The sequence below is a fragment of the Euzebya sp. genome (genome assembly GCF_964222135.1).
In the GTDB taxonomy this organism is placed as follows: Bacteria; Actinomycetota; Nitriliruptoria; order Euzebyales; family Euzebyaceae; genus Euzebya.
This window is the reverse complement of the sequence record NZ_CAXQBR010000036.1, coordinates 1-17581: the sequence shown is the minus strand read 5'-3', so window position 1 is coordinate 17581 and position 17581 is coordinate 1. Positions and strand designations below refer to the sequence as shown.

10 protein-coding genes are annotated in these 17581 nt (G+C 74.4%); 3 read left to right on the top strand and 7 right to left on the bottom strand.

The window, feature by feature from the left end:
* Positions 1-36 precede the first annotated feature (36 nt).
* Together ACEQ2X_RS08805 and ACEQ2X_RS08800 are read right to left on the bottom strand one after the other, a co-directional pair.
* On the bottom strand, positions 37-6915 hold the full coding sequence (locus tag ACEQ2X_RS08805; protein WP_370325431.1) for a cell wall-binding repeat-containing protein: 6879 nt from the start codon (positions 6913-6915) through the stop codon (positions 37-39).
* Between the two features lie 84 nt (positions 6916-6999).
* On the bottom strand, positions 7000-7989 hold the full coding sequence (locus ACEQ2X_RS08800; RefSeq protein ID WP_370325430.1) for a malate dehydrogenase: 990 nt from the start codon (positions 7987-7989) through the stop codon (positions 7000-7002).
* Between the two features lie 172 nt (positions 7990-8161).
* On the opposite strand from ACEQ2X_RS08800, the gene ACEQ2X_RS08795 reads away from it, so the two are divergent.
* Positions 8162-8587 carry a glyoxalase superfamily protein gene (locus ACEQ2X_RS08795; protein WP_370325429.1) on the top strand — a complete coding sequence of 142 codons (426 nt, stop codon included), beginning with the start codon at positions 8162-8164 and terminating at the stop codon, positions 8585-8587.
* A 2-nt stretch (positions 8588-8589) separates the two neighbouring features.
* Here ACEQ2X_RS08795 and ACEQ2X_RS08790 read toward each other — a convergent pair whose 3' ends face one another.
* Both ACEQ2X_RS08790 and ACEQ2X_RS08785 read right to left on the bottom strand, forming a co-directional pair.
* Positions 8590-10272, bottom strand: coding sequence for an ATP-binding cassette domain-containing protein (locus ACEQ2X_RS08790; protein ID WP_370325428.1), 1683 nt, complete (start codon positions 10270-10272; stop codon positions 8590-8592).
* The gene (locus ACEQ2X_RS08785; protein ID WP_370325427.1) at positions 10269-12080 is read right to left on the bottom strand and encodes an ABC transporter ATP-binding protein; all 1812 of its coding nucleotides are present in this window, start codon (positions 12078-12080) and stop codon (positions 10269-10271) included. The genes ACEQ2X_RS08790 and ACEQ2X_RS08785 overlap by 4 nt, the downstream gene beginning before the upstream one ends.
* Before the next feature lie 88 nt (positions 12081-12168).
* On the opposite strand from ACEQ2X_RS08785, the gene ACEQ2X_RS08780 reads away from it, so the two are divergent.
* A complete protein-coding gene (locus ACEQ2X_RS08780) occupies positions 12169-13227 on the top strand; it encodes a winged helix DNA-binding domain-containing protein (RefSeq protein ID WP_370325426.1) in 1059 nt (352 codons plus the stop codon).
* A gap of 3 nt (positions 13228-13230) precedes the next feature.
* Here the strand turns inward: ACEQ2X_RS08780 and ACEQ2X_RS08775 are convergent, their stop codons facing one another.
* The 3 genes from ACEQ2X_RS08775 to sucC form a co-directional block, all read right to left on the bottom strand.
* Positions 13231-14499, bottom strand: a complete 1269-nt coding sequence (locus ACEQ2X_RS08775; RefSeq protein ID WP_370325425.1) for a peptidylprolyl isomerase — start codon at positions 14497-14499, stop codon at positions 13231-13233.
* Between the two features lie 76 nt (positions 14500-14575).
* Entirely contained in the window at positions 14576-15493 is a 918-nt protein-coding gene (gene sucD, locus ACEQ2X_RS08770; RefSeq protein WP_370325424.1) for a succinate--CoA ligase subunit alpha, read from the bottom strand.
* Between the two features lie 8 nt (positions 15494-15501).
* Positions 15502-16665: an ADP-forming succinate--CoA ligase subunit beta gene (sucC, locus tag ACEQ2X_RS08765; protein ID WP_370325423.1), complete on the bottom strand. Its 1164-nt coding sequence runs from the start codon at positions 16663-16665 to the stop codon at positions 15502-15504.
* A 186-nt stretch (positions 16666-16851) separates the two neighbouring features.
* Between sucC and ACEQ2X_RS08760 the strand changes: the two genes are divergently transcribed.
* The coding region (locus tag ACEQ2X_RS08760) for a carboxyl transferase domain-containing protein (RefSeq protein ID WP_370325422.1) at positions 16852-17581 on the top strand (730 nt) is incomplete at its 3' end.

Below are 17581 nucleotides of genomic sequence, written 5' to 3'. Positions count from 1 at the left end.
ATCCGGTGGCGGCCGTCGGCACGTGGGAGGGTCAGGTCACGACCACGTGCCGGCCCGGCAGGTGATGTACGTGGTCTTCGCCTGCACGGTGATGCCGGCCGCCTGGTTCAGCGCGTCAGCCAGGGTGACCGAGGTGCCGAAGCCGTCTGCGGAGTTGTACTTCGCGCACGCCGGTCCGACGCAGGCCTTGCCCTCGACCCGTTGCACGTCGGGGCAGCCGCCCTGGCCGAAGTCGGTCTCGACCTTGCCGGACAGCCCGACGCCGAGCACCTCCCCACCGGCTTCGGAGACCAGCCCGGTGCGTCCGTCCCGATCCAGGCCGCCGAAGACGTCCGCCTCGACACCGGCGCCGAGGCCGATGCCGCCCTCCCAGCAGAAGCTGAACCCGTCGCCGGTGACCGCCACCTTGATGCCGAGGTAGAGGCCGAGGCCGGCACCGACCTCGAGCGAGGCGAGGCCCTGGCGGTCGACGCGGTTGACCGGGTCGCCCTGGGCGTAGCCGTACAGGTTCAGCTGCCCGCCGTCGAACAGGGCCCGGTCGCGGCCGGTCCACTGGGCGAGGGTGGGGTCGTAGTCGCGGACGCCGAAGCGGACCAGGCCGGTGTCGGGGTCCTCCAGACCGCCGGCGAACCCGATCGGCAGGCCGTGGCGATCTCCCTCCTCGCGGGTCACCAGCCCGAACGCGGTGCGCTCGGCGGACCAGAGGACCGTCCCGTCGGCGTCGAGGACCGCGACGGGGCTGCCGAGGTGGTCGGTCGCCACCCCCAGCAGGTCGCCGCCGCGGCGCAGGGCCACGACGCGCTGCTCCTCGTCGTGGAGGAGCTCGACGAGCACCCCGTCGGGTTGGCGCACCGCCGTGATCTGGAACACGTCGCGGGGGTTGCCGTACAGGTACTGCGTCGTCTGGCCGTCGACGGTGCGCGCGACCCGCCGTCCGATGCCGTCGTAGCCGTAGGTCACGGTCGGGCCGCCGTCGACGGTGGCCGACACCAGCTCCCCACGCCCGTCGTGGACCAGCGACACCCCCGGGCGGGTGGCCAGGTCGCCGTCGACGTCGTAGGTCACCGGATCGCCCTCGATGGCGGTGATGCGGTCGTCGGCGTCGGTGTCGACGACCGCCGAGCCCATCGCGGTGAGCGCACCCTCGCCGTCCCAGTCGTAGGTCTCGGTCACCTGCCCGTCGACGCGGACCTCGACCAGGCGGCCGTCGCGGTCGTAGTCGTAGGTGGTCGTGCGCTCGACGCCGTCGATCGCGTCCACGCGGACGGTGATGCGCCCGTGGTCGTCGCGGTCGGTGATCGTCTCGCCGACCGTCGTGGCGCCGGCGGTCATGACCCGGGTGCGCACGCCGCCGTGGTCGTCGTAGCCCAGGTCGACGTCGAAGGGACCGACGGCGATCGCGTCGACGTCACCGCCGTCCGCGCCGCGGCCCAGGGCGACCGGACCCCAGCCGACGACCAGACCGTCGTCGTCGTGCACGACCGACTCGGCGGCGCCGCCGTCGAGCGCGATCGCGGTCAGCTGGCCGAGGTCGTCGTGGTCGTAGGTGAACGTCGCGTCGGCGAGGCCCTCGAGGACCAGCGAGCTCGGGAGCCCGTCGTCGAAGGACAGGTCGATCCGCTGGTCGCCGGTGACGCCGGTCCTGATGACCGCGTCGATCAGCCCGGTCCCGTCGACGTGGTCCACGGTGGTCGTCGACGACGTGGTGCCGTCCGCCTCGACCTGGGTCACCGCGGCGATCGGCCCGTCCGGTCGCGCCACGGACTGCACCGCCCCACCGGGCATGACCGTGCCCGTCCGCAGGCCCGTGCCATCGCGTCCGAACGCATAGGACTCCCCGGTGGCCGAGGTGTAGCCCGCCAACCGGTCGGTGGCGGTCCAGTCCAGGTCGTGCACGTCGCCGCTCGGCGTCGTGATCGTCTCCGGTCGACCGTCGGCGTCGTAGCCGATCGTGCGCCTGTGCCCCTCCGGTGTCGTGACGGTCCGCACCTGCCCGGCGCCGTCGTAGGTGAAGGTGGTCGTCCCGTCCTCGGCGTCGGTGATCGTCAGCACGCGGTCGCTGGCCCCGTCGTAGGTGTACGTCGAGGACCGGTCGCCCTCGGCGATGCGCTCCACGCGGCCGAGGTCGTCGTAGGCGGTGGTCACCGGCACCAGCCCGTCGGTCTGCACCGAGGTGAGGCGACCCAGGTCGTCGAGGACCCAGCGGCGCTGCCGTCCCTCGGCGCTGGTCCGGGTGGCGGTGCGGGTGGCGCCGTCGTAGGTGAGCGTGGTCGTCGCACCCGCCAGGTCGACGACCTGGGTGGAGGACGCCACCGTGAACACGTCCCGCGGATCGACCAGGGTGACGGTGCGGCTCTCGGTGCGGACCGCGGTCGTGCCGTCCGGTCGCGTCTCGGTGACGACCGCCGGGTACGGCGCGGTCATCCCGAAGCGGGGGTCGGGCGCGGGGTCGAGGCGCACGACGGTGCCCTCGGGACGGACCAGCTCCTGGCTGCCGTCGGTGCGGTAGGTCGTGGTCGTGATCGACCCGTCCGGTTGGGTGACCTGTCGGGTGGTGCCCTCCTCGTCGGTCGTGGTCCGGTACCGGGTGGGCCGGCCCTCGGGGTCGGTGACCAGCACGGTGTCGGCGTCGACGCGCTCGAGGGTCGTGGTGCCCTGGGCGGGGTCGGTGTCGGTCTCGAGGCGTCCGAACGGGTCGTAGCCGTAGGTGTGGGTGGCGCCGGAGGGCTCCTCGAGGGAGGTCAGGAGGCCCCCGTCGCCGTAGCCGAGCGTCGTCGTGTGACCCGCCGGGTCGGTCATCGTCTCGAGCCACCCCTCGTCGTCGACGGTCACGCTGGTGACCTCGCCGCCGGGGCCGGTGATCGCCGTCGGCCGGCCCGCGTCGTCGCGGGTGATCGTCGTGGTGCGCCCACCCCGCTCGGTGATGCCGACGAGCCGGCCTGCGTCGTCGTAGTCGAAGGTCCGGGTGGTCGCGCCGGTCAGCGCGTCACGGGTCGCGAGGTGCCGACCGTCCTGGTCGAACATCCAGACCTCGTGGCCGTCCCGCGATGCGATCGGCTCGATCCCCTCGAGGTGGGCGGGCAGCACCCCCTCGACCGCGAGCACGCGACCGGCGTCGGCGATCACGACGCTGCCGTCCGGCCGGACCGCCACGTCGGTCGGGAAGCAGAGGGCCACCGCGGTGGCGCCGGTGCCGCTGCCGGCGTCGCAGCCGCTGCCGGCGCCGCCGCCGGCGACGGTGTGGCGGAGCCCGTCGCCGCTCAGCCGCCGCACCGCTCCGGCCGTGGCCACGACGGTCGCGCCGTCGACCCCGGCTGCCACGGCGTCCACCGCGTCGCCCAGGCGGTGCTCGGTGCCGTCCCCGGCGTACCTGATGAGCCCGCCGGCCTCCACGTACGACACGAGCAGGCCGTCGTGTCCGTCGGTGGCGAGGTCGAGGATGCCGACGGCGTCGATGGCGGTCGTGGCGAGGCCGTCGGAGCCGACGCGGCGGAGCTGGCCGTCGACGACCACGAACAGGCTCCCGTCGGTCGCCCAGGCGATCCGCTCGGGGCCGTCGAACGCGGTCGCGGTGGCTGCCGCGCCGGGGGTGTAGGTGCCGCCGGTGCCGTCACCGGCGAGCGCGCTGACCGAGCCGTCCGGAGCGATGCCCAGGACCTGGTCGCCGCCGCGGTCGGCCACGGCGACGGTGCCGTCGCCGCGCACGGCGACGTCGGCGAGGTCGGTCCCGGTGTGCAGGGTCTGCACGGTGCCGTCTGACTGGATGCGATCGACCCGGTCGCCGCCGCCGAGGTCGACGGCCAGGGCGACGATGGAGCCATCGGGTGCGGCGGCGACGCGTTCGTAGCCGCTCGCGCCGGTGATGACCTGGAGCTGCTCCAGCACGTCGACGGCGTTGCCGGACTGGGTCGTGCCGTCACCGAGGTGGACCGTGAGGCTGCCCGGGTCGTAGGTGTGGTGGACGTCGACGGTCCACCCGCCCGGGCTGACGTGGCGGGTGGCCTCGCGCCGTTCGAGCTCCACGTCGTAGGACTGCTCGCGGGTGATGGGCACGCGTCCCTCCACCAGCGCGAAGGCGTTCCCCACCCCGATGCGCGCCTCCTGGGGGAACCGGCCGAACGCGGCCAGGTAGGCGGCGTCGGCGTCGGCGAGGGCCTGCACGTAGGACTGGCCGATCGCGTACCGGTAGCGGATGTCGACCGTGGCGTCCGCGGTCCCCGACACCTGCCGGCCGAAGCGGTCGTTCCCGTCCCACGTGAACGTGTGCGACAGCCCGGGGCCGGCGGGGTAGGTGGTGCGGTGGACGGTGCCGGCGACGGTGACGACCACCTGGACGGAGTGGAGCAGCGCGGGCACGTCGCCGGCGGTCAGCGGGATCTCCATCGCGTAGGCCGTCGCCGACCCGGGGACCCGGTCGCTGCGGTAGGTGAGGTCGTAGGGCGTGCCGACCACCGGGAGGGACTCCCCGAGGGTCTGGTCGTCACACCCGATGACCGATCCGGGGGTGGCGCAGTCGCCGTCGGTCGGGTCCTCGGCGTCGGACAGCGGGTCCCCCTCTGGTTGGGAGGGGAGGGGGACGTCGTCGTCCGGCACGCCGGTGCGCATGATGTAGTTGCAGTCGACCGGGGTGAAGTGGTCGAGGGGGGAGCGCCACAGCACCGCCCCGGTCGGGTACTGCGCGGCCAGCACCTCGCGCTCCCCGTCGGTGATGCCCCGCGAGGCGTAGAGGTCCGGGTCGGCGCCCGGCGTGCCGTCGAGGTCCAGGTCGGCCAACCCGTCGGTGACGGACGTGATCTCGAGGGTCTGGCCGTTCTGCCCGGCCACCCACTCCCCCTCGGCCCGGTCGTAGGAGCCCACGGGGACCACCGCCCCGGGGCCCATGCCGATGAAGTCGTCGAGGTAGGCGATGACCGGCTGGTTGAACCGGACGGTCCGGGCGTCGACGGCCAGGGCCTCGTCGAAGCTGAACTCCGCCGCCCAGGTGTACGCCGACGCCGGGGGCAGGTCACCCGGCATCGCTGCCGGACCGAGGTCGCCGACGGTGTACTCGGTCATGCGCAGGGCACCGGTCGGCAGGTCCTGGGTGGTGCCGTCGGCCAACACCACCTCCGCGGTGGTGCCCGGTGGGACGACGAGCACCGATCGGCGGGTGCCGTCGGCGTCGGTGACCGGCGATGCGAGGGCGACCTGGTGGCCGGCCTGCTGGCCGGACAGGTCGATGGCGGTGACCGCGGTGTCGAGGGCGGTCAGCACCACGTCGTCGAGGACCACCTGCTCGCCCCACGCGATCGTGGCGTCGCGCTGGACGGTGAGGTGGCCGGCCAGCTGGTGCTCGACCACGACGGCGCCGCCGCCGTTGACCGCGAGCTCCCACCGCCCGTCCGCCCGGGAGGTGGTGTGGCCGTACTCGCCGTGGTCCAGCACCGACACCGTCACGCCGGCCAGCGGCTCCCCCGCGGTGTCGAGCACCCGCCCCGCGACCATGGCGGCCCGACGGGGTTCGATGGTGCCGGGCGCGACGCCCTGCTGGAGCGGATCGGGCCCGGAGTGGAGGAACTCGATCGCCCGAGCCGTCGAGTAGGGCACGGTCGGGTCGAGCGGCGGCGCCACCCCCTCCGCCGGCGGATCGGTGGGATCGGTCGGGTCGGTCGGGTCGGTCGGGTCGGTGGGGTCGGTGGGGTCGGTCGGGCCGCCGGGTGCGGGGGTCGGGGGGGGGGCGGGGGTCGGGCTGGGCTCGTCGGTCGGCTCCTCCGCCGGGTCGCCGATCGGGTCCTCGGGGGTCGGCTGGCCGAGCGCGAGGGCGGCGAGGACCTGGGCGACGACGACGTCGTCCACCGCTGCCGGCCCGCCGACGACGACGACGCGGTCGAACGTGCCGGCGCGGGCGGTCAGCCAGGCGGTCGTGTCGCCACCCAGGGCGAGGCGGGGCACCAGCAGCAGCACCCCGTCGAGCGCTGCGGCCATCGGCGTGGCGGCCAGCGCGTCGGGGAACGCCTCGCCGGAGGCGAGCACGAGGGTGCGGCCGCCCTGGCGGGTGCTCGTGCGGGCCAGCACCTCGTCGGCGACGGCGGTGGAGGTGGTGTAGCGGCTGCCACCGGCGAGGCGGTGGACGGTGGCGCCGGTCGCGGCGACCGCGTCCTCGACGGCTGGGTCGATGGCGGCGGGACCGCCGACGATCGTGACGGGGCTGCGTCCTGTGAGGGCGGCGGCCGTCGCCGCGGGCAGCTGCGTGGCCGTGGTCAGGAGGAGTGGCGTGGGGTCGCCGGTGACCGCGAGCGCACCGGCGCTGAGCGCGTCGGGCCAGGCCCGGGTGGGGTCGGTGTGCGCGCCGAGGGCGAGGAGCGCCCCGTCATCGGGTGCCATGGCCGCCGCGACGGCGGCGGCCGTGGCGAACCGGTCGGTGCCGGCGATGCGTCGCACCGCGATCCCGAGGGCCTCCACGGCGTGGACCACCACGTCGTCCACGGCGGCCGTGCCGCCGACCACGACCGCGTCGGTGACCGCGAGGCGGGTCAGCTCGGCGGCGACCTCGGCCGGCAGCGCCTGGCCGCGGACCAGCAGGAGGGGGGCGTCGAGCTCCGCCGCGAGCCCACCGGCGGCGAGCGCGTCCGCGAAGTCGTCGTCACGGACCAGCACGGCGGTGGTGGCGGTCTCGTACGCGCGCGCCGACGCGGCCACGGCTGTCTCGATGCGGGTCTGGCCCGCCACCCGCTCGGCGACGGGGTCGCCGGGAGGCTGGGCGGTGGCGGGCAGGAGCCCCGCGAGGACCAGCAGGGCCGTGGTCAGGGCGAGGACCCGCGACCGTGACGGGCCCGGGCGGGGCCTGGCCAGTCGGGTTGCGGCAGGACGGGATGTGGCGGGACGGGATGTGGCGCCGAGTAGCGCGCCGACGCGGTGCGCGGTCATGTTCTCCATGCCGCGCAGCGTCTGCGCCGCCGCTTGTGAGCGACTTGAGATCGGCTTGACGCCGGTCCCAAGCCACCGGGGGTGGCGCCCGGGTCAGATCAGGTCGAGCCCCGCGACGGTGTCGCGCTCCTCGGCCAGCTCGGCGACCGTGGCGTCGATGCGGCCCCGGCTGAACTCGTCGATGTCGAGCCCCTGGACGATGGACCACTCACCGTCGGCGGTGGTGCAGGGGAACGAGGAGATCAGGCCCTCCGGCACGTCGTAGCTGCCGTCCGACGGCACGGCCATCGAGACCCAGTCGCCGTCCGGTGTCCCCTGGACCCAGTCGCGGACGTGGTCGATCGCCGCGGACGCCGCGGACGCCGCGGACGATGCGCCGCGGGCCTCGATGATCGCCGCGCCGCGCTTCTGGACCGTTGGGATGAAGTCGGTCTCGAGCCAGTCCTGGTCGTCGACCTTGGCGGCCGCGACCTCGCCGCCGACCTCGCAGTGGAACAGGTCCGGGTACTGGGTCGCGGAGTGGTTTCCCCAGATCGTCATCTTCGTGATGTCGGTGACCGGCGCGCCGGTCTTCGCGGCGAGCTGGGAGATCGCCCGGTTGTGGTCCAGGCGGGTCATGGCCGTGAAGTTCCGCTGCGGCAGATCGGGCGCGTTGCTCATCGCGATCAGGCAGTTGGTGTTGGCCGGGTTCCCAACGACGAGGACCTTGACGTCCCGCGAGGCCACGTCGTTCAGGGCCTTGCCCTGGCCGGTGAAGATCGCGCCGTTGGCCTCGAGCAGGTCCGCGCGCTCCATGCCGGGGCCGCGGGGCTTCGAGCCGACGAGCAGCGCGATGTCGACGTCGGCGAACGCCTCGGTCGGGTCATCGGACATCGTGCGGGCAGCCAGCAGGGGGAACGCGCAGTCGTCGAGCTCCATCGCCACGCCCTCGAGCGCATCCATCGCCGGCGGGATCTCGAGCATCTGCAGGATGATCGGCTGGTCCGGGCCGAGCATGCCCCCGCTCGCGATGCGGAAGAGCAGCTGGTACCCGATCTGGCCGGCGGCTCCGGTGACGGCGACGCGGACTGGCTGGTTGCTCACGGCGGCTGGCTCCTGGAGGTCGGGGTGCGCCGGGGCTCCCTGCCCCCGGCGCGGCGCATCCTACCTACCCCCTCGGGGGCCACCGAACCCGGCCGGGCCGGCGGTCGGCGATGATCGCGACGGTCGGCCGACGTCCGACCTGGCACGGACCCGCCCCGAGGAGGCACCTGTCGTGGATCACCAGCTCGAAGTCGTCATCGTCCCCGTCTCCGACGTCGACCGCGCGAGGGCGTTCTACGCCGACGCGCTGGGATGGCACGTCGACGTCGACCACCAGCCGAACGAGTCGTTCCGCATCGTGCAGCTGACCCCGCCGGGCTCGGCCTGCTCCGTCGTCATCGGCGTCGGGGTGAGCGACGCCACCCCGGGCTGCTACCGGGGGACCCAGCTGATGGTCGCGGACATCGTCGCCGCCCGGGACGAGCTGGTCTCCCGCGGGGTCGAGGTCAGCGCCGTCCGCCACATGGGCAAGGACGCCGCCGGCTGGCAGGACGGCCCCTCCCCCTCCCGAGCCGACTACGAGAGCTTCGCGGACTTCGCCGACCCCGACGGCAACACCTGGGTGCTGCAGGAGCGCGGGTACGCGACGGCTGACTGACCTCACAGCCGGACGACGGCGTCAGCGGCGGCGATGACCCGCTCGCGGTGGGTCACGACCAGCAGCGCCGGCCGGTCGTCACGATCGAGCAGGCGTCGCCACAGCTCCGCCTCGGTGTGGGCGTCGAGGGCGGAGGACAGGTCGTCGACCACGAGCAGGTCGGGACGTCGGACGAACGCCCGCGCCGCGGCGGTGCGCTGGATCTGTCCGCCCGACAGCCGGACGCCGCGTGGGCCGACGCGGGTCGCGGTGCCGGCGGGCATCGCCGCGACGTCGTCGTCGAGGCAGGCGGTGCGGAGGGCGTCGGCCAGCCCGTCGTCGTCGAGTCCGAGCAGCACGGTGTCGGCCAGGGTCTCCGAGAACAGCCTGGGCACCTGCGGCAGGTAGGCGACGCGCGGGGGGACCAGGACGGTCGAGGGGTCGGCGACCGGGCGGCCGTTCCAGGTGATCGTCCCCCCGTCGCGCGCGACGAGCCCGAGGAGCGCCCGCAGCAGGGTCGACTTGCCGCTGCCCACGGCACCGGTGACGACGGTCACCGTCCCCGGCTCGATGACCAGGTCGACCGGACCCACCCCTCCCCCTCCGCCAGGGTGGTGGACCGCCAGCCCGCGCACCTCGAGGCGGCGCAGCCGGTCGCGGCGGTCCGCCGACGGGGACACCGGCGTGGCCGGCGGGTCGCCGGGGCCGTGGCGCAGCGCGGTGGCCGTCGGCGCGGCCACGTCGCGGGGATCAGCGCCGGGGGGCAGCAGTCGCGCCATCCTCTCGGCGGACACGTCGCCCTGTCGCTGGTAGGCGCCCAGCCGGGCGACCCAACGCGGCAGCGCCGCGATCACCAGGGCCGAGCTGGCGAACAACCCGATGTCGCCGACGGTGGCGTCCCCCGCGGCCAGCGCCGGGGCGAGCAGCAGCAGCGCGAGGCCGGTCGACAGGTTGCCCGTCGCGCCGGAGAGCGTCTGGAGGACCTGCGTGGCGACCTGGTCGCGGAGCGCGGCGTCGGCCCGCACCCTGCCGAGGTCGTCGAAGCGGCGCTCGACGGCCCGCTCGGCACCGGCGGCCTTGACCGCGGTGATCGCCCCGAACGTGTCGCCGATGAAGCCGGTGACCGCGGCGGTGGCCCGCCGCTCGGTCAGCCGGAGCTCCTTCAGCCGGTCGGCCAGGCCGCGGGTGGCGAGCAGCGCCGCGCCCACGGGGACCGCGACGACCAGGGCCACCCGCCAGTCGACCGCGGCCATGACGACCACGGCGCTGGTCGTCGCGATGGCGACGCCGGTGAGGTCCAGCCAGACGTCGGCCACGAGCGCGGTGTTGCGGGTGTCGTCGCGGAAGCGGCTGACCGCCTCGCCGGGCGATCCGGGCAGCCGGTCGGCGACGGGACCGGGGTCGCCCACGAGGGAGCTGAGCATGCGGATCCGCGGGACCGTGTGCCAGTGCACCCACACGCCGTGCCACTGCACGGCGCTGACTGCCAGGACGACCCAGCGGCCCACCTCGACCCCGGCGAGGGCAGCCAGGACCCCCCAGACGGCGGTCGCGGTGCCACCGCCGGGCTGCACCCGGTCGAGGACGACCTTCAGCAGGACGCCGGCGAGCACCGGCAGGCTGTGGAAGGCGCTCCAGGTCGCCAGGGCGATCAGGTAGGCGATCGGCTCCTGGCGGAGGATCCGCCACGCGACCGCGGTGCTCACGGCCTTCCCCGGCCGGGTGCGTCGCCAGCGGGGTCGCCAGCGGGGTCGATGGCGTCGAGGTCGGCGCCGGCGACCGCCGCCGCGTGCAGCCGGGCGAACCGGCTGGAGGGGTCGGCGAGCAGCGCGTCGGCGGTGCCGTGCTCGACGATGCGGCCGTGGTCGACCACCGCGACCTCGTCGGCGCGGTCGAGCGCGCTGAGCCGGTGGGCGATCACGATCGTGGTGCGTCCCGCGAGGGCCCGGTCGGTCGCGGCGGTGACCAGCGCCTCGGTCGCCGGGTCCAGCCGGCTGGTCGCCTCGTCGAGGACGACCAGGCCGGGGTCGGTGAGCAGGATCCGCGCGAAGGCCAGCAGCTGCGCCTGGCCGGCGGACAGCTCGGTGTCGGAGTCGAGGTCGGTGTCGAGCCCGTCGCCGAGACCGGCCAGCCAGCCGGTGAGACCGACGTCGTCGAGCACGCGCAGCAGCGCGACGTCGTCGGCAGGCACGGTCCCGAGGAGCGTCAGGTTGTCCCGCAGCGTGGCGCGGAGGATCTGGACCTCCTGGGTCACCACGCCGACGCGGCGGCGCAGCTCGGCCTGGGTGGCGTCCCGCACGTCGACGCCGCCGAGGCGCACCGCCCCGCCGGTGACGTCCCAGAACCGGACGGCCAGGCGGCCGATCGTCGTCTTCCCGCTGCCGGTCCGCCCGACGAGTCCGAGGGTGCGTCCTGGCGCGAGGCAGAGGTCGATGTCGGTGAGGACCGGCTCGTCGGGTTCGTCGGGGTAGGCGAAGGCGACGTCGTCGAAGCGGACCTCGAGCGCACCGGCCGGGAACGCCGCACCTGGCCCGTCGGCCAGCGCCGGGGTGGTCGCCAGCAGCCGCGCCGCCCGCCGGGTGCCGGCGATGGCGCGCTGCAGCTCGGTGATCTGCTCGGCGACCGCCTCGAGTGGCTGGCGGACCATCTGGGAGAACCGGAACAGGGCCAGCACCGCGCCGATGCTCAACGACCCGGCGAGGTGCAGGCCCACCGCGAGCCCCAGCGTCGCCACCGATCCCAGGGTGAAGGTCGCCGCGGCCAGCGCGTACGCGCCGTCCCCCCGCAGCGACGCGCGCCGTGCGGCCCGCCACCAGCGGGCCGAGGCGTCGTGCAGGCGGTGCACGACGTACCCGGCGGCCCCGTTGGCGCGGAGGTCCTCGAGCCCGCCGAGGCGTTCCTCGAGGTCGCCGTACATCTCGGCCTGGACCTCGCGCTCGTCGTCGTAGAGCGGCACCGCGGCGCGGCGGAGGCGCCTGAGCACGAGGACCGCGGTGGCGGCGACGGCCCCGATGAGCAGCCCGGCGCGCCACTCGATCGCGATCGCGACGACGAGGGTCCCGGCCAGCAGGATCGCGTTGCCGAGCAGGTTCAGGACCGCGGTCGACGCGAACCGGACGATCGCGTCCACGTCGCCGTCGATCCGCTCGATCAGCAGGCCGGGGCTGTGGCTGCCGTGCCAGGACAGGTCCAGCCCGAGCGCGTGCCTGGCGAGGTCCAGGCGGAGGCGGTTGCCGATCCGCCAGGCGAGGCGGACCGACGCCCAGGTGACGACCAGCTGCAGACCGTCGGCGAGGAGCGTGACGGCGAGGAACGCCGCCGCTCCCGCGACCAGCGTCCCGATGGGGTCGCCCGCCACCGCCGCGTCCACCACGTCGCCCAGCAGGACCGGCCCCGCGACGGGCAGCAGCATGGCGACGACGAGCACCGCGACGAGGGCAGCGACCAGCCGCCGCTCCGGCTCGAGGTACGCCGCGAGCAGCCCGAGATCGGACCCTCCGCTGGATGTGGGCACAGCCGATCGACGCTACCCCCGCACGACCACCCGGTCCACCCGCTGGCGGGGCCGACCGGGCAGGCCTCGGCGCTAGCCTGCCGGTCCGATGGCACGCGACGGCGACACCCTGACCACCCGACAGCTGAACCGGGCGCTGCTGGCTCGCCAGCACCTCCTCGCCCGGTCGACCGCGTCGCTGCCCCGCGCGCTCGAATCGGTCGGGGGGCTCCAGATGCAGTACGCCCCGAGCGGGTACGTCGGCTGCTGGTCACGGGGCGAGGGGGTCACGATCGCCCGGGTCACGCGTGCGCTGGAGCGCCGCCAGATCGTGCAGGGGACCCTGCTCCGCTCGACGATCCACCTGGTGTCGGCGCGCGACTTCCAGGTGCTCGCCGCGGGGACCCGTCGGGCCCGTCAGGAGTGGTGGCGGCCGGCCGCCCGCGCGCGAGGGCTGGCGGAGATCGACCACGAGGCGGTCGCGGCGATGGTCCGGTCGTGGTTCGCCGACGGCCCCCTCGAGCGGGCGGAGCTGCTCGAACGGCTCGAGGCGGAGGGGGTGCCGCGGGCGCACTGGGAGGGGCTGGCGCAGTGGGTCGACCTGGTCCGGGTGCCGCCGCAGGGCACGTGGGCGCGTCGGCGGGCGCACCTGTTCGCGTCGGCCGAGGTGGAGCTGGGTCCGTCGACGGCCACGGAGGCGGAGGGGCTCGCGCTGCTGGTCGAGCGGTACCTCGGCGGGTTCGGCCCCGCGTCGGTGGCGGACCTGTCGTCCTGGGCCGGCGTGCCCGCCGGCTGGTTCGAGCCGGTCCTCGCGGCACTGGGTCTGCGCCGCTTCCGCGACGTCGACGGCGGCGAGCTCATCGACCTTCCCCGCCGGCCGATCCCCCCGGCGGAGACCCCCGCGCCGGTGCGGTTCCTCGGCACCTGGGACGCGACGCTGCTGGTGCACGCCCGCCGCACCCAGATCCTGCCCGAGGCGGTGCGCGACCGGGTGTTCGGGGTCCGCCGGCCGCACTCGGTCAACACCCTGCTCGTCGACGGCCAGGTCGTCGGCTCCTGGCGGATCGAGCGGGACCGCGTCACCGTCGAGCCGTTCGAGGCGATCCCCGCCGCGTTCGCCGACGCCGTCGAGGCCGAGCGCCGTGCGCACGAGGCGTTCGCGACCTGAGGCTCAGCCCTCGGTCGCGGGCGCGCCGTCCACCGGGGGTGCCGCCGGGGCGCCACCGCCCACGGGCAGGGCCGGAGCGCCCGCGTCCACCTCGAGGCCGGCGGGGACGAGGCCGCCGCCCGCCAGCCCGTCCCAGGTGCCGAAGGCCGGATCGACGGTGATGTCGGCCTCGGCGTCCAGGCGCTGGGCCAGCTCGGTGAACTGGGCGTTCAGGGCCTGGTCGGAGAGGACCTGGCGGATGTCCGCCTCGACCTCCTCGAGCGGCGGGGGGGCCTCGACGGTGATCACGTGCCAGCCGAACTCGGACTCGACCGGTTCGGACACCTCGCCCTCGTCCAGGGCGAAGGCGGCCTCCTCGAACGGGGCGACGTACTGGCCCTCGACCAGGGGACCGAGGCGGCCGCCCTGCGCGGCGCTCCCGTCGGAGGAGACCTCCGCGGCGACGTCGGCGAACGCCTCCCCCGCCTGGATGCGGTCGTAGGCGGCCTGCGCCTCCGCCTGGGTCTCGACGAGCAGGTGGCTGACGATGGGCTCGGTGAACCGCTGCTCGTAGAAGGTCTGGACGATCGCGTCGTCGACCTCGGCGACGTCACCCTCCACCAGCTGCTCGGCCAGGAGCGCGGTGCGGAACTGCGCCCTGACGGTCTCGATCGTGATGCCCGACTGGGCGATCGCGCTGTCGAAGGCGTCGCGGTCGCCGTCGAAGCCCTGGGCGACCATCTCCTCGATCTGGTCGTCGACGTCGGCGTCGGTGACGGCGATGCCGGCGTCCTCGGCCGCGCGCGTCATGACCTGCTCGGTGATCAGCGTGCTGATCGCACCCGCCAGGGCGCCGCGCTGCTCGGTCGTGGCCTCCTCGACGTCGGCGACGGCCGCGACGACGTCGTCGGCCACCAGGCCCTCGAGCTCGGCGGCGAGCTCCTCGCGGTCGACCTCCTCGCCGTAGAGGGTGTAGGCCGGCGCGTCGGGCCCGGATGGGATGTCGGCAGCGGCCTCGTCGCCGAGGGCGACCGGGTCGGTCGCCACGTCATCGCCGCCGCGGGTCAGGACGATGACGGCGAGCGCGGCCAGCGCGGCGAGCAGGACCCCGCCGGCGATCAGCGCGTTGCGCCGGGCACGGGCGTCCGGATCGCGCGTCGGGCGCACGATCGGGGTGCCGGCCTCCGCGGGTGCCCGATCCTCGACGGCCTGATCCCCGATGGGGGACTCGTCGGTCGTGAGGTCACCGGGCGGTGCGTCGTCAGGCGGTGCGTCATCAGGCTGTAGGGGCATCCGATCCACCGTATCGGTGGGTCGGTGCCCCGCCCCGGGGCCGGTCAGGCTTGACCGAACCCTGACGTCTCGCGGGTCAGCCGTTCAGGCGCTGGATCATCAGCTCGGCCGTCTCGGTCGGGTTGGTGCCGACGGATATGCCCATCTCCTCGAGCGCCGCCTTCTTGTCCGCAGCCGTCTCGCCGCCCTCGGACCCCTCCTTCACGATCGCGCCCGCGTGACCCATCTGCTTGCCCGGAGGTGCGGAGAACCCGGCGACGTAGGCGACGACCGGCGTGTCGGGGATGTGGTCGGCGATCCAGCGGCCGACCTTCTGCTCCTCCGTGCCGCCGATCTCGCCGACGAACACGATCGCCTCGGTGTCGGGGTCCTCGGCGAAGCGCGGGATGATGTCGAGGAAGTTCGACCCGATGATGGGGTCGCCGCCGATGCCGACGCAGGTGGAGATGCCGATCCCGGCCAGGTTCAGCTCGTGCATGATCTGGTAGGTCAGCGTGCCGGAGCGGCTCACCAGCCCGACCTTGCCCGGCTTGGTGATCTCACCCGGGATGATGCCGACGTTGGACTTGCCGGGGCTGATCAGCCCCGGGCAGTTCGGCCCGATCAGCACCGGGCCGGTGGTCATGTCGTAGCTGCCGTCGTCCTGGCGGGTGTAGAGGGTGTTGTAGACCTCGGCCATGTCGTGGACGGGGACGCCCTCGGTGATCGCCACGATCAGGTCGACGCCGGCCTCGTGGGCCTCGAGGATCGCGTCCTTCGTGAACGGCGCGGGGACCATGATCATGGAGGTGTTGGCGCCGGCCTCGCTGACCGCCTCGGCGACGGTGGAGTAGATCGGCACGCCGACCTCGTCCCAGGTGCTGCCCCCCTTCTTCGGGTGGGTGCCGGCGACGACCTGGGTGCCGTAGTCGAGGTTGCGCTTCGCGTGGAAGGTGCCCTGGCTGCCGGTGCCCTGGACGACGACCTTCGTGGACTCGTCGATGAGGATGCTCATGGGGTCTCCTAGGCCTGGTTCGCGAGCTCGACGGCCTTCTCGGCCGCTTCGATCATCTGGGACGCGGCGACGAGGTTGGCGTGACCGGACTCCTCGAGGATCCGCCGACCCTCCTCCGCGGAGTTGCCGTCCAGGCGCACGACGAGCTTCTGGGAGACCTCGCCGAGCTGGTCCATGGCGCCGAGCACACCGCGGGCGACGTCGTCGCAGCGGGTGATGCCGCCGAAGATGTTGATCAGCATCACCTTCACGGCCGGGTCGGAGAGGACGAAGGCGATGCCCTCGGCCATCGACTCGGCGCTGGCGCCGCCGCCGGCGTCGAGGAAGTTCGCCGCGGTGCCGCCGGCCTGGTCGACGACGTCGAGGGTGCTCATGACCAGCCCGGCGCCGTTGCCCATGATCCCGATGTCGCCGTCGAGCTTGACGTACTGCAGGCCCTTCTCCTTGGCCCGGGCCTCCAGGTCGTCGCCCAGCTGGCCGGCGGGGACGGGCCCCTCCAGCTCGGCGATGTCAGGCTGGCGGAACAGGGCGTTGTCGTCGACCGACACCTTGGAGTCGAGCGCGATGACCCGCCCGTCGGTGGTGGTGATCAGCGGGTTGATCTCGAACAGCGTCGCGTCGGTCGCGACGAACCCGTCGTAGAGCTTCATGAGCAGGTCGACCTGCTGGTCGCGGTTCTCCGTCGGCATCGCGCCGGAGTCGAGGATCTGGTCGGCCAGCTCGCGGGTCATCCCGGTGACGGGGTTGATGTCGACCTTCGCGACCTTCTCGGGGGAGGTGCGGTTGACCTCCTCGATCTCGACGCCGCCCTCGACGCTGCAGATCGCCTTGTAGCCCTTGGACACCCGGTCGTGGAGGAGGGAGAGGTAGTACTCGTCAGCGATGTCGCTGGCCGGCTCGACGAGGACCTTGTGGACGACGTGGCCCTTGATGTCGAGGCCGAGGATCGCCTCCGCCGCCTCGCGAGCCGCTGCCGCGTCCTTGCAGTACTTGACGCCTCCGGCCTTGCCACGACCACCCGTCAGGACCTGCGCCTTGACCATGACCGGCCCGCCCGCCTCCGCGGCGAGGGACTCGGCCTGCTCCGGCGTGGTCGCGATCTGTCCTTGGGGGGTCGTGGGAATGCCGTGGGCGCGGAACAGGTCCTTGCCCTGGAACTCCATCAGGTCCACATCAGGTCCTTCTCTCCGGTGTCCGGTGCCAGGGCATCTGTTCCCTGCGGTGGGGCCACGGCAACCACGGCCATCGCCCGCCACCCGTCACGTGCTGCGGCGTCGAGTTGGCCTCGACGGCCCACTGGGCGGGAGAATAGCCCAGCCCCCACCCCCCGAAGCCAGACGAGAGGACGCGAGCACCCCATGAGCGGGCTGGAGCGCCTGCCGGCGGCCGGCTGGGCGGAGCTGCTGCTCGACGCGGGCACGGCGGCGGTCACGTCGGACGCGCCGGCGATCCACGACCCGCTGGCCTGGCCCGGCTACGCCGACCGGGTGGCCGCCGAGCCCGACGAGGCGCTCGTGGTGTTCGACGGCCGCTGCGGGGGACATCCGGTGGTGCTCGCCGCGTTCGACTTCACCGTCCTCGGCGGGTCGATGGGCACGGAGGTCGGGCGGCGGCTCCGAGCCGGCTACGACCGGGCGCGGGCCCTCGCCGTGCCGGTGGTGGTCCTCAGCTGCACCGGCGGGGCGCGGATGCAGGAGGGGATGCGGTCGCTGGTGCAGATGCCCGCCGTGGTGGCGGCCGCGCTCGACCACGCGGCCGCAGGGCTGCTCCAGCTCGCGATCGCCGCGCACCCCACCACAGGAGGGGTCCACGCCTCCGCCGTCGGCGTGGCCGACGTGGTGGTCACCGAGCCGGGGGCCTACATGTCCTTCGCCGGCCCGCGCGTGGCGGCGGCGCTCGGGGACGCCGCGTCGAGTGCCCGGGCCGACGGCGGCTCGGCGGGGGCGCTCGCGGCGGCGGGGCAGGTCGACGCGGTCGTGCCGCGCGAGGAGCTGGCCGGGTGGCTGGCACGGGTCCTCGCCGTCGCCGCCCCGGACGACCCGGTCCTGGCCCCCACCGGTGTGTCGGGAGGCCCGTCAGGTGGACGGG